The following is a 13,254-nucleotide window of genomic DNA, read 5'->3' on the forward strand; positions in this document are numbered from 1 at the left end:
TTACTTTTGATGCGCTTTTATTTTTATGTTTAAATAATCTATTTTACATTCCCTAAAATATCCGGAAAGTAATGATCTGAAAGATGTTCAAACTCATCCCCTCTCATAAACATTGAGGCATCTACCTCGTCATAGCTTTCTCTTCCTGCTGCTGCAATAAGTTCGTTACACGTATGAAGCGTATTTTTGTGAAAATGGTATACTCTTTCTGCTTTATCCGTAACATCCAGTCCTTTTATCAGCATTTTATCCTGTGTTGCTACACCTGTAGGACAGTTATTATTGTTACATCTCAGTGCCTGAATGCAGCCCAAAGCAAACATAAAACCTCTTGCATTGTTGCAAACATCAGCTCCCATTGCCACAGCCCTCAAAATATCCAGACTGGTAAGCACTTTTCCGCTTGCAATAATTTTCAGTTTATCTCTTAGATTGTAATTTTTCAACGTCCGGTTTACAAAAATTAAGGCTGGTTCCAAAGGCATTCCTACTCCATCAGAAAATTCTGGCGGAGCAGCTCCGGTTCCACCCTCAGCTCCATCTACTGTTATAAAATCCGGATAAATTTTTAAAGCATTCATCTGAACACAGATATCTTCAAACTCTTTGGTATCACCTATACACAGTTTAAAGCCGACCGGCTTTCCATCTGAAAGTTCTCTAAGCTGCTTTACAAAATGAAGCAAACCTGCTGCATCAGAAAAAGCGGAATGAGAAGGAGGTGAAATAATGGTCATTCCCGGCATGACATGGCGGATCTTTGCAATTTCCGGTGTATTTTTCACTGCGGGTAAAACACCTCCATGACCGGGTTTTGCACCTTGAGATAATTTTATTTCTATCATTTTAACGCTCGGAAGTGAGGCGTATTTAGCAAATAACTCAGGATTGAATTTTCCTTCCTCATCTCTGCATCCAAAATATCCCGTACCTATTTGCCAGCAAAGATCGCCACCTTCCAAATGGTAAGGTGAGATACCGCCCTCTCCTGTATTATGGTAGAATTTCCCTTTCTTGGCTCCTCGGTTTAAAGAAATATGTGCTCTGTCGCTTAATGCTCCGAAACTCATTGCCGATATATTAAACAAAGAGGCATGATAACGCTGGGTGCAATCTTCACCACCAATCCATACTCTTGGCAAGTCTTCTTTGGGACTCTTTGCATAAATAGAGTGTTTTATTCCTTCATATTTTCTGTGATTAATTTCAAGCTGAGTTCCAAACGGAACGGTATCACTCAGATTTTTAGAACGTCTGTAAGCAGCGGCTCTCTGATTTCGTGGAAAAGGTTTCCCGTCTGTTTCTCTTTCAATAAAATATTGCTGCATTTCCGGCGAAATACTTTCAAAAAAATATCTAAAGTAGCCTAATACCGGAAAATTTCTTAAAATAGCATGTTTGCTTTGATTGGCGTTGTAAATACCTAATACATAAATTGCGGTAAGAAGAATCGGAATCCAGTAATGCGCCCTGATCAGCAGCGCAACAATCCACGTAAATATAACAAGAATACTTCCCCACAGTAAAAATTTATCTCTCATTCTATCATTATTTACATCAAAGATAAAGATTGAAAAACAATTAAGCAGTCTTATTTTCCTAAAAATTCCACAGACTTTGATTTGAATTAAGAAAAAAATATCTCTTTTGCAAACACAATAATTCTACATCAACTGAAAGCTTTTGTATATTTGAGCTTTAACATTATAACAAAATATGAGCGTAAGCAGAAAGATTTTAGAAGGCAAATCAAATCAAGAGCTAGAGAAATATATTGCACCTGACAGTAAATTTGTTCCTGAAGCAAATTTGCTTGCTTATGAGATTTTAAAAGCTCGTGGCAGAGAATTTACTACAAAAGAAAAAGAGCGGATCATTTCAATAAATAATAAACAAGAACAAAAGAACACAGAGATTATTATTCATCCAAATTATAAAAAATCTGCTGATTTAATTTACATTTCTGCAACGCTGGGAATTGGAAATTTAATCTGGACTTATGACATTTTAAATAGTGGAATAAAAATCTTCATTGCAGTTATTTCTCTAGCCTTTATTTTTGGAATCGGTTATTTGGTAAGTAAAGGAACTGAATGGATAAAGTATGTGCTTTTGATACTTTTGATTCTGGGATTGATTGGACTTCCTTATATCATTATCAATCTTAAAAACGAACCTATTGTCGGAGTAATCAATATTGTACAGACAGTTTTACAAATATGGGCATTAGTTTTACTATTTGTAATTCCGAAAGATGGAAAAATTGAGGTATAAATTAAACCTTTTAGACAACATTCATAAAAATCTTATCAATAATCCGTAGTTGGCGGTTCACAAAATGAAAAAACAAATAGCTTTCGTAATATTTTTCCTGTCATTTACAGCTTTTTCGCAGGTTGACAAAAATGATGATTTGTACAAAACCATTCTTTCAAATGACAGCTTACTTTTTGATGTGGGCTTTAATCATTGTAACATCAAACAATTTGAAATTCTGTTGAGTGAAAATTTAAAATTCTACCATGATAAAGACGGGATTTCCGACAAGGCAAAATTTCTCTATGATTTAAAGAATGGTCTTTGCAAAAATCCGGAAACAAGACAGGTGAAGAGGTTTTTGGTAAAAGAAAGTACCGAAATTTTCCCGCTTTACAAAAATGCAGTTCTTTATGGTGCGGTGCATAATGGAGAACATCTATTTTCTGAAAAACGTGAAACGCAAAGCGGAATTGCTAAATTTACCAATGTCTGGCAATTAGAAAACGGAGATTGGAAATTAGTAACTTCATTTAGTTTTGACCATCATCCTTTTGAAGATAATAAATCAGCCAACCCAATTTTTGACAATGATTCTGAAATCGAAAAGTGGTTAAACGAAAAGAAAATTCCGACATTGGGTATTGGCGTCATCAAAAATGGAAAACTAAACCAAGTAAAAGTTTTTGGAGAAATTACAGAAGGAATTGCTGCACCTTACAATACTATTTTTAATGTAGCATCGTTAACCAAACCTGTAACTGCAATAGTTGCGTTAAAATTAGTAAGTGCCGGAAAATGGAATTTAGACGAACCTCTTTACAAATTCTGGAATGATCCGGATATATCCGATGATCCCCGAAGCAAAAAGATCACTACAAGATTAATTCTAAGCCATCAAACAGGTTTTCCCAATTGGCGATGGATGAATCAAGATAAGAAACTCAGCTTTCAATTTGAGCCAGGAACGCAGTATCATTATTCCGGGGAAGGAATGGAATTTTTACGGAAAGCACTGGAAAAAAAATTTAAAAAATCTTTACAGCAGCTAGCAGACGAGTTGATTTTTCAGCCTTTAAAAATGACCGATACAAGATATATCTGGGACAAAAACATAGATATGTCACGATTGGCAACAGGCTATGACAAAAACGGGAAAGCGTATGAAACCGTTAAAAATAAAATACCAAATGCTGCTGATGATTTATTGACCACAATAGAAGATTACGGAAACTTTCTGACAAGCATTATCAATGGTGATGGGCTCACAAAAGAAGTCTTTAAAGAAATGACATTTAATCAGGTTGCAACTACTAAAGGAAAGCACTTCGGACTAGGTTTTGAAATATATGATCTTGGAAACGGAGAATTGGCATTATCACACAGTGGTTCAGACAACGGTGTCCAGACAATCTTTTTTATTTTTCCTAAATATAAAAATGGAATTGTAATCTTTACTAATTCTGACACCGGCGGAAGTGTTTTTGGAAATCTCCTGAATTATTATCTAGGTAAAAACGGACAGAAAATATATGATATTGAGACAAACTAACAACTCCCAACAATTTTAGAAATATAATTTTCAATAAAATACTGATTGCAATTACAGTTAATTAATACTTAGCAGAGATTATTCAATGCTTCAATTACACCTTTTCCAGAAAAGTTTCAAAAGAATTTAAAACAGAAACAGTGCCGTCGGCTTCTATTGTATCAAGCTTTAAAAATTCGATTGTGTTAACAAATTTCTCATCAAAATCTTTTTGCACTCTCACATAATTTTCTGTGAAACCAAACATTTTACCATCTTTATTTTCGTGTTCCCAAAGCACCGGGAGAATCTTCCCTAGCTGGGTTTGATAGAATGCCATCTTTTTCTTTTCAGATAAAATTCTGAGCATTTTATTACGTTTTTTCCGTTCAGAAATTGGAACAATACCTTCCATTTCTGCTGCTTCTGTATTTTCTCTTTCAGAATATGTAAAAACATGGAGGTAGGTAATCGGAAGTTCGTTCAGAAACTGATATGTTTCCATAAATTTTTCTTCCGTCTCTCCTGGAAATCCTACAATCACATCTACTCCTATCGCCGCATGAGGCATCACTTCACGAATTTTTGAAACTCTGTCGCTGTATAATTTGGTCAGGTAACGACGTTTCATTTTTTTCAGCAGATCATCACTTCCAGACTGCAGCGGAATATGAAAATGCGGAACAAAACTCTTACTTTTAGAAACCAGATCTATACTTTCATCTTTCAGAAGATTAGGCTCAATAGAAGAAATACGGATTCTCTCGATACCTTCAACCTGATCCAGCTCAGAAATGAGATCCAGAAAAGTATGCTCATGTTTTTTATTTCCGAATTCTCCTTTTCCGTAATCTCCGATATTTACCCCGGTTAACACAATTTCTTTAATTCCCTTTTCAGCAATTTCTCTGGCATTTTTCAGAACATTTCCGATAGTATCAGAACGGGAAATCCCTCTGGCTAAAGGAATTGTGCAATAAGTACATTTATAATCGCATCCATCCTGAACTTTCAGAAAAGCTCTCGTTCTGTCACCAATAGAATAACTTCCAATGAAAAAATCTGTCTCTTCAATTTCACATGAATGCACGATGCCTTCGTTCTGAGATTTTTGCAGATCATCAAGATAACTCAGAATATTGAATTTCTCCTTTGCTCCTAAAACCAAATCCACTCCCTCAATCTGTGAAATTTCTTCCGGTTTCAGTTGTGCATAACATCCAACAATCACCACCAAACCTTCGGCATTGGCTTTCATTGCCCTTTTTACGTGAAGTTTGCATTCTCGGTCTGCATTTTCGGTCACCGAACAGGTATTGATGACATAAATATCAGCTTTTTCGTCAAAACTCACCTTTTCATACCCGGCATCCGTCAATTGACGGGCGATCGTAGAAGTTTCTGCAAAATTGAGTTTGCAGCCAAGAGTATGAAATGCGGCAGTTTTCTGAATTGTTGACATTTTTTTGACACTGAATTTTCTGGGTGCAAAGATAATCAATTTAATATGAATATAATCAGAGTGAATATCTACTACCTTTACAATTGTCTTTATAGTAAAAAACAATTAAGCTGCTTCAATTCTATGAGGCAGCTTAATATTAATGTTTTCTTTAAAGATCCTGTTTAAAGATTTTCTAAAATAAAATCTGTCATTTTCTGGTAAAGCTGAGGTCTGGTCTGTCCGCCATAAATGCCGTGATTTTTATCAGGATATGCCATAAAATCAAACTGTTTTTTATTTTGAATCAAAGCTTCAGAAAACTCCATTGAATTTTGAAAATGTACGTTATCATCTGCAGTTCCGTGGATCAATAAAAATTTTCCTTTCAACAATTTTGCATGCGTTGTCGGAGAATTGTCATCATATCCTTCCGGATTTTCCTGAGGAGTCAGCAAAAATCTTTCAGTATATACCGAATCATAATATCTCCAGTTGGTTACAGGAGCTACTGCAATTCCCATCTTGAAAACATCTGCCCCTTTCGTCATCGCAAGACTTGCCATATATCCGCCAAAACTCCATCCGAAAATTCCGATTCTCGTTTTGTCGATATAACTTTGATTTCCGAACCATTTTGCTGCGGTAATCTGATCTTCTATTTCGTATTTTCCAAGATTTTTATAGGTTACTTTTTTAAATCTTGCTCCTTTATAGCCGGTTCCTCTTCCGTCTACACAGGCAACAATATAGCCTTTCTGCGCCAGCATTTCAAACCAAAGCGCATTCCCGTTGTCCCAGGAATTGGCAACCTGCTGCGATCCCGGTCCCGAATACTGAAACATGAAAAGCGGATATTTTTTCTTAGGATCAAAATTTTTCGGTTTAATAATCCACGCATTCATCTGATCTCCCGCTGAGTTGGGAATTGTGATAAACTCTTTTACCGAAAAATTATCAGACTGTAGTTTTTTAAGCTGTTCATCATTATTCTGAAGCTCTTTTACTACTTTTCCGTTTCCGTCTTTCAAAACAAAAGTATAAGGCTTTGAAGCTGTAGAAGAAGTCTCAATGAAATAATTGTAATTTTTACTGAAATTGGCAGAATTATTTCCTTCAGCATTGGAAATCAGCTGAGCTTTCCCGTTTTCAATACTGATTTTTGAAACTACTTTATTAATACTTCCTTTTTCTGTAGTCTGAACGTAGATTTCTTTAGATTTAGGATTAAAACCATAATAATCTGTCACCTCCCAATTTCCTTTGGTAACCTGTTTTTTAAGTTTACCATCTTTGTCATACCAGTATAAATGTCGGAAACCATCTCTTTCAGATCCCCACAAGAACGAATTGTCATCCAAAAATTCTAAGGTAATATTATCTGTATCAATCCACTTATCATCTGTTTCCGTAAAAAGTTTTTTTACTTCTCCGGTTTTGGTATTTACTTTCAAAACATCTGATGCATTTTGCGTTCTTTGAGAAGTCACAAGAACTATCTCGTCGGCAGCAGAAGTCTGTATTACATTAGGGATATAATAATTTTTGAAACTGTTAAGGTTTATTTTGCTCAGTTTTCCGCTGCTAAGACTAAAAATATGGGCAGAAACTACTGAATTTTTTTCTCCGGCTTTAGGATATTTATACCTCATCTCTGCAGGATAAAGCATTTTTCCATAGATCGGAATGTAAATTTCCGGAACCTCTTTTTCGTCAGACTTTACAAAAACGACAGCATCAGAATTTTTGGTCCATTCATATAATCTTGCATGACCAAATTCCTCTTCGTAAACCCAGTCTGCTAATCCGTTGAGAATTTCATTTTTCTTGCAATCCTGAGTAATCTGTGTAATTTTGCCTGAAGAAAGATCCTGATAATACAAATTATTTTCAGCTACAAACGCTACTTTAGAAGCATCAGGAGAAAATCTGGGTTCCTGAACAGGTTTTCCCTCATTCAGAGTGATTGTTTTTCCTGTTTTCAAATCTTTTACATCATACATTCCTAAAAATGAATGCCTGTAAATCGGCTGGCTTTCTTTCAACAAAAGAATTTTAGATTCATCATCAGAAAATTCATAGCTTTCAAAATTACCATCAACAAGATTTCCTTCTTTTTGAGAATTTTTGTAGGAATATTTAGCAATTCCTCCCTTTTCAATGACGAGATAATTTTCGCCATTTTTCATGGAGGTAATTCCGGCAATTCCTTTTCCGCGGTAATATCCAGAATATATTTTATCTAATGTAATTTCCTGAGCTGCAAAATTGTGAAATACAACTGCAAGACTAAGTGTGAGGATGAGTTTTTTCATTGTAAAATTGTACTGAATTCCAAAGATAAACATTTTATTAAATCCATGATAAATCTCAAGCATCAGGTTTTGGCAAAAAAATTGAATAACTGTAAGTATTAAAGTCAATAATTATGGAAACTAAAGACAACGAAAGAAAACTAAATCGTTATGATCTGGAAGATCAGATTTTATACACCGGTTTTTCAAATTTCGATGATGCCGAAAACTATGCTCAGACCGAAAACGGTGAATTGGTTGAGGTAGCCTTCAAAGACGGAAATGACAATCCGGAGGTCAGCAATGAAGCTGACTTATTGGAAAAGAAACTTCATTATTCTGTAAAAGCCGGTCCCGAATATAAATTTATTCATTCATCAGATGAAGCTTTCAGACAATATGCTGACGAACTGCAAAAAATAAAAGCAAAATTGGAAGAATCACCGCCCGATGAAAGATATTTGGCCAACTTTGAGCTGGAAAATGCAGAAGATCCGATTATAGTTTTAAAAAATGATCAGTTTGAGTCGGTGACATCACGGGAACGATCAAAATATCTGAAACATGCGAGCGTATATGAAATAGGTGTTTCTACTAAAAAATCTTAATGAACTTGTCTAAAATAGATAGCGTTCCTACGGAACGCAGAATGTTTTTAAACATTATTTCTACACAGATAAAACTCCAAAAGAGTTTGCAACAAAGTGAATTTTAATTTACTTTAAACAACTTCAATAAAAAAATCGGTTTGAAAGTATTCAGACCGATTTTTTTAGTTTAAATATTAGATCACTACGATTTATGGTTATATAAACTACTGTAGTATTCGTCTGCCATTCTATCGCTGTTGAAATAATCCTTTACATCTTTCATTGAATTATGCTGAATCTTTCTCCATTGATCTGGCTTATCATAATATATAGGAAGTACTTCGTTCTCCAAAATATCATATAATGTGTTGAGATCATAATTATCCTGTTCATAAATGCTCATATTCATGTAATCTGCCTTTGGAACAACAAAAGAATTTACGCCATGTTTAGCAAACTCTGGAATCCAGCCGTCATCGGTAGAAAGATTCACAGAACCGTTCATTGCAGCCGTCATTCCTGAAGTTCCCGAAGCTTCCCTCGGAACTCTGGGATTGTTGAGCCACAGATCCGAACCTTGTTTCAAAGATTTGCTTAAAGCCAGCTCATAACCCGTAAGTACAGCCATATTCTTATGATTACTGCTTTCTTCCACCAACGTATTAAAGGTGGAAATAGAGGTATAATCCATCGGATATGGTTTACCTGCCCAAATGATCTGTACAGGATATTTCGGGTTATTCAGCAGCTTTCTGAATCTTTCTTTATCATGAAGAAGCAAATCTGCTCTTTTGTAACCTGCAAATCTTCTTGCCCATACAATGGTAAAAATATTCGGATCAAATAAATCTCCCGTCTGATCTGCTACAATTTTAAATAACCTTTTTTTCAGCAATTTTTTGCGGTAATCAAAGATCGTGTGATTGTTTTCGTCTTTAGCAATATACAATTCCTTATCGCCCCAGTATTTGAATTCCTGTGCATTGGTAATTGAGGTAATTTCGCAGATTCCTCTGTATTTGCTCCACATTGCTCTGGAAACTTCACCATGAAGTTTAGAAACACCGTTGGCAATTCTTGCCATTTTCAAAGCACAAAGTGAATGATTGAACATTTCCCCTTCACTACCTTCAAGCTCCTTCACTTCATCAATGCTTAATCCTGAAAAATAAGACATATCATAGCATAATTTCAGATTATGCTTTTCGTTTCCGGCTTCTTCGGGAGTATGAGTGGTAAAAACTAATTTCTGTTTTACCTTTTTTAAATTTCCATTATATTTTTTGAGGAGATGAAAAGCAGCAGGTAATCCGTGTGCCTCGTTGAGATGATAAACATCCCGTTCAATATTCATTTCATCCAGAAGTTTAGCACCACCTTTACCCAACAAGATGTACTGAGCCAGTTTTGTAGATTCGTTGGCATCATATAATCTGTGACAAATGGTTTTTGAGATATGATCATTTTCCGGAACGTCTGTAGAAAGGAAGAACATCGGTGCAGTATTGAAAATTTCAGGATCCAGATACCAGACTTTTACCCAAACCGGAGCACTGTGAATTTCAATCTGAAATTTTATCCCGGTATCTTCCAGAAAACTATACATTTTTTTTGTCCAGACCGGCTGTAAAGTCTGATCGTGATTTCTTGCCTGATCATAATAGCCAAACTTCCACAAAATTCCTATTCCCACGAGATCCTGATTAAGATTATAAGCGCTTCTCATGTGAGAACCTGCCAAAAATCCCAATCCGCCGGAGTAGATTTTCAAGACCTGTTCAATGCCAAATTCCATGGAGAAATAAGCAACTTTCGTAGAATATTTAGGGTTGATGCTGTAAGGTACTGTATAATTTTTAAAATCCATAAATCATTTGTTTGTGTTAAAAAGAAACAAAGGTATTGAATAAGAAAATAAACTCTGTATTAATTATTTAATAAATTATTTTAAAAAGCTGTACAGAATAATAATTTTCTTTACCTTTAAATGTAATTTTTTGATAATCAAAACCTTCAAAACTAATTTCCAGATTTTGTGTAAGTATTCATTTTAAATACAGCACCATGAAAAGAGCGTTTTCTGAAGAAGATTTGGTAAAAAATCTCAGTTTGTATTATCTCAATAAGCATTTGAAAAAAAAGCCTATTGAAAAATATCATCGTACCATAGATGAGTCGCAGCTTCACGAACGTGAAAAATATAAGAAAAAGACAGAAATTCTTTTGCTGAATTCATTTATGCATCATTTTCCCGAAATCACTTTTGAAAACCTGACTTGCGAAAGCCCTGATTTCATTGCTAAATTGAATGATAAAAAAATCGGAATTGAACTTACAGAAGTGATCAATCATCTCGAAATGAAAAAAATTGAAAGCAATCTGAATAAAATTTTCCGTCAGGCTGAAATATTACTGGAACAGGAAAACGCTGCGAAATATCGTGGCGTTTATTTTTTGGAATTTCATCCGCATCTCCGGCTTGAGAGTCTCGAAAAACAACAGGAAATGATTGTAAACATTTATAAAAGCATCAAAAAAGAAAAACCTTTCGGGAACGTAAAAAGTCTTCGCAAATCATCCCACCGAAGAAACGTGTTTATTACCCATGAATACAATATGAATTTGTTTGATGAGCTGTGTTCTGAAAAAATTGTAGAACTGATTGAAAAGAAAAATGAGAAATTCCCCTACTACGACAATACTGTTGATGAATGCTGGCTTGTGATTGTATCGGATATGAATTCTATTGCCTCAAGATATACTTTTATTCAGGATCGGGAACATTTAGACTCAGTAAAAAGTCCGTTTCACAAGATACTGCATCTTGAAAACTTATATGGAAATATTACAAGCATCAAATAATACCACATATTACTAAAAGATTAATAACAGAAAGTATTTTTTCTTATTTAAATGATATTATTTATCCTAAAAAAGTGATTTTTAATTAAAATTCATTATATTTGAAATACCTTTTAACCTTAAAATCAATTAAATATGAAAAAAATTCTACTATTTATTCTTTTTTGTGTTTCATCATCTTTTTTCGCTCAGGCAGATTGCTCTACTGCATTATCAGTCTGCGGAAATTCTACCATAACCTACAGTCCTTCCGGAATTGGAAACGTTAATGAATCGTTGGGAGGCTGTCTCACCAGTGGTGAACACAATTCGATCTGGTATAAACTTACCATTGCTACAAGCGGAACACTGACGTTTGATCTCGTACCAACAGATCCAAATGCGGATTACGACTGGGCTATTTACGGACCCAATGCTTCCTGCGGAGCACTCGGATCTCCCATTCGCTGTAACGCAGCAACAGTTATTGGAGTCGGCGCATCTACAGGACTGAATATGACCAGTACAATAACCAATGCAGCTGGAGGTTCGCTCACACCTTACTGCCAATATCTTGATGTGACTGCTGGACAAACCTATTACTTGTATATTGATAACTGGGTAGGTGCGGGAAGCTCAACTACAGCACCTTTTTCATTAACCTGGGGCGGAACCGCAACCTTAGCTTCACCGTTTACAAATCCTGCGCTTCAGCCCAATCCTTTTGTACCTCCAGGAGTTGCTGCAACAAATCCTAATGATCCGAGAGAAATTCTTATCTGTGTAAGCCCTGCAGTTTTTAATTTCAATACACTTTCTACGGGAATTTTAAATTCAAATCCAAATTTTACGATTTCGTATCATACTTCTCAAAATGATGCGCTGACAGGGGCAAACCCAATTACCACTCCGCAAACGGTAAATACAACTACAGTTTATTATTACAGTATTCATTATCAGGATCCTGCTAATCCCAATAATCCTCTTAATTCTTGCAGACAAATTGGTACATTTAAATTTAAACAAGGCAATATTGTTGCTAATGATGTAACTATTTATGCCTGCAACAATAATCAAAGCGGACAGGCTACTTTTAATCTTACTACTGCCAATGTATTTTCCGGTACAAATGTGACGATTAAATATTATCCGTCTATGTCAGATCTTAATGCGGGAACTTCTCAGATCTCAAATCCGGCACAATATCTTTCTGCTCAAGGAACAATTTATGCCTTGGTAACTACCACAGAGGGATGTTCTGACTCCGCAGCGATTACCTTAAGTTTTTACCCCTCATTTGCAGTAAACGATACTACTTTAAGAGTTTGTACTTTAGATACCGAATCAAAAACGGCATCTTTTAATCTTACCATCGCCAATGTAACATCACAATCGGGAACAACCAAAAAGTTTTATCCTTCTGTGACTGATGCTGTTAATCAAACCAATGAAATTTTAAATCCTCTAAATTTTATTGCGCCCAACTCATTCGTATACGTAAGAGTAACAGATAATAACGGATGTTATAATATTGCAAAAATTACTCTGGAAGTTATTCCACCGGTTTATTCTACCGTATTGAAAGATAAAACAATATGCATGGAAGACAGAACCACACTGGATGCAGGAGCAGGATTCAGCGGATACGAATGGAGCACGGGAGCTACTACACAAACTATTTCGAATGTAGGAGTGGGAACTTATTGGGTAAAACTAAAAACAGGAGACTGTATTTCTATGCAGACGGTGAGAATTTATCCGGCTGAAAATCCTGTAATTACCAGTGTAAGTATTTCAAATACCACTGTTACCATCAATGTAAACGGAGGGACATCACCTTACCAATATTCAATAGACAACATTAATTGGCAGGATTCTAATGTCTTTAGTAATCTGAAAAGAGGTGATCATAAAATTTATGTAAAAGACCTGTATGATTGTACTCCGATTGAAATTTCTATTGTTGTTCCTAATATCATCAATGTTATTACTCCAAACGGTGACGGATATAACGACTCAATAGATTATTCTGCATTAGCCAATAAGAAAAATCTGGTTTTTGATGTATATGACAGATACGGAAATATGATTTTCCATGCTGATCAATCTAAAAATTATAAATGGGACGGAACTTCCGGAAACAAAAAAGTGCCTACCGGAAACTATTGGTTTTCTGTAACATGGAATGAAAATGATAAAAACAGTACCCTAATGAAATACTCCGGTTGGGTATTAGTAAAAAACAGAGAATAATCTAAACTCTGATAACCATGAAAAACCGCCAACCGGCGGTTTTTTTTA

At 35.3% G+C, this 13,254-nt stretch carries 9 protein-coding genes; 5 read left to right on the plus strand and 4 right to left on the minus strand.

The genetic code is table 11. From position 1 onward, the window contains the following. Positions 1 to 38 precede the first annotated feature (38 nt). Complete coding sequence (locus FNE73_RS11495; protein ID WP_143884747.1) at positions 39 to 1,541, minus strand: FMN-binding glutamate synthase family protein; 1,503 nt, start codon at positions 1,539 to 1,541, stop codon at positions 39 to 41. Between the two features lie 175 nt (positions 1,542 to 1,716). Here FNE73_RS11495 and FNE73_RS11500 point away from each other — a divergent pair, with 175 nt between their 5' ends. Both FNE73_RS11500 and FNE73_RS11505 read left to right on the plus strand, forming a co-directional pair. Further along, a complete protein-coding gene (locus tag FNE73_RS11500) occupies positions 1,717 to 2,274 on the plus strand; it encodes a hypothetical protein (protein WP_143884748.1) in 558 nt (185 codons plus the stop codon). 64 nt (positions 2,275 to 2,338) lie between these two features. Beyond that, complete coding sequence (locus tag FNE73_RS11505) at positions 2,339 to 3,808, plus strand: serine hydrolase (RefSeq protein WP_143884749.1); 1,470 nt, start codon at positions 2,339 to 2,341, stop codon at positions 3,806 to 3,808. Positions 3,809 to 3,902: 94 nt separating this feature from the next. On the opposite strand, the gene mtaB is transcribed toward FNE73_RS11505, so the two are convergent. Then, positions 3,903 to 5,249, minus strand: coding sequence for a tRNA (N(6)-L-threonylcarbamoyladenosine(37)-C(2))-methylthiotransferase MtaB (mtaB, locus tag FNE73_RS11510; protein ID WP_143884750.1), 1,347 nt, complete (start codon positions 5,247 to 5,249; stop codon positions 3,903 to 3,905). Between the two features lie 164 nt (positions 5,250 to 5,413). Continuing rightward, the gene (locus FNE73_RS11515) at positions 5,414 to 7,543 is read right to left on the minus strand and encodes a S9 family peptidase (RefSeq protein ID WP_143884751.1); all 2,130 of its coding nucleotides are present in this window, start codon (positions 7,541 to 7,543) and stop codon (positions 5,414 to 5,416) included. A gap of 113 nt (positions 7,544 to 7,656) precedes the next feature. Between FNE73_RS11515 and FNE73_RS11520 the strand changes: the two genes are divergently transcribed. Next, on the plus strand, positions 7,657 to 8,130 hold the full coding sequence (locus tag FNE73_RS11520; protein WP_143884752.1) for a hypothetical protein: 474 nt from the start codon (positions 7,657 to 7,659) through the stop codon (positions 8,128 to 8,130). 184 nt (positions 8,131 to 8,314) lie between these two features. Here FNE73_RS11520 and glgP read toward each other — a convergent pair whose 3' ends face one another. Beyond that, a complete protein-coding gene (gene glgP / locus FNE73_RS11525) occupies positions 8,315 to 9,979 on the minus strand; it encodes an alpha-glucan family phosphorylase (protein WP_143884753.1) in 1,665 nt (554 codons plus the stop codon). A 197-nt stretch (positions 9,980 to 10,176) separates the two neighbouring features. On the opposite strand from glgP, the gene FNE73_RS11530 reads away from it, so the two are divergent. Further along, positions 10,177 to 10,974 carry a hypothetical protein gene (locus FNE73_RS11530; RefSeq protein WP_143884754.1) on the plus strand — a complete coding sequence of 266 codons (798 nt, stop codon included), beginning with the start codon at positions 10,177 to 10,179 and terminating at the stop codon, positions 10,972 to 10,974. Between the two features lie 135 nt (positions 10,975 to 11,109). Beyond that, entirely contained in the window at positions 11,110 to 13,206 is a 2,097-nt protein-coding gene (locus tag FNE73_RS11535; protein ID WP_143884755.1) for a T9SS type B sorting domain-containing protein, read from the plus strand. Positions 13,207 to 13,254 lie beyond the last annotated feature (48 nt).

The organism is Chryseobacterium binzhouense (assembly GCF_007474545.1).
Taxonomy (GTDB): Bacteria; Bacteroidota; Bacteroidia; order Flavobacteriales; family Weeksellaceae; genus Chryseobacterium; species Chryseobacterium binzhouense.

Bases quoted from the DNA above. Each gene is read 5' to 3' on its own strand.
- FNE73_RS11535 (WP_143884755.1), top strand. From the start codon at position 11,110: ATGAAAAAAATTCTACTATTTATTCTTTTTTGTGTTTCATCATCTTTT.
- FNE73_RS11530 (WP_143884754.1), top strand. From the start codon at position 10,177: ATGAAAAGAGCGTTTTCTGAAGAAGATTTGGTAAAAAATCTCAGTTTG.
- mtaB (WP_143884750.1), bottom strand. From the start codon at position 5,249: ATGTCAACAATTCAGAAAACTGCCGCATTTCATACTCTTGGCTGCAAA.
- FNE73_RS11500 (WP_143884748.1), top strand. From the start codon at position 1,717: ATGAGCGTAAGCAGAAAGATTTTAGAAGGCAAATCAAATCAAGAGCTA.
- FNE73_RS11495 (WP_143884747.1), bottom strand. From the start codon at position 1,541: ATGAGAGATAAATTTTTACTGTGGGGAAGTATTCTTGTTATATTTACG.
- FNE73_RS11515 (WP_143884751.1), bottom strand. From the start codon at position 7,543: ATGAAAAAACTCATCCTCACACTTAGTCTTGCAGTTGTATTTCACAAT.
- FNE73_RS11520 (WP_143884752.1), top strand. From the start codon at position 7,657: ATGGAAACTAAAGACAACGAAAGAAAACTAAATCGTTATGATCTGGAA.
- glgP (WP_143884753.1), bottom strand. From the start codon at position 9,979: ATGGATTTTAAAAATTATACAGTACCTTACAGCATCAACCCTAAATAT.
- FNE73_RS11505 (WP_143884749.1), top strand. From the start codon at position 2,339: ATGAAAAAACAAATAGCTTTCGTAATATTTTTCCTGTCATTTACAGCT.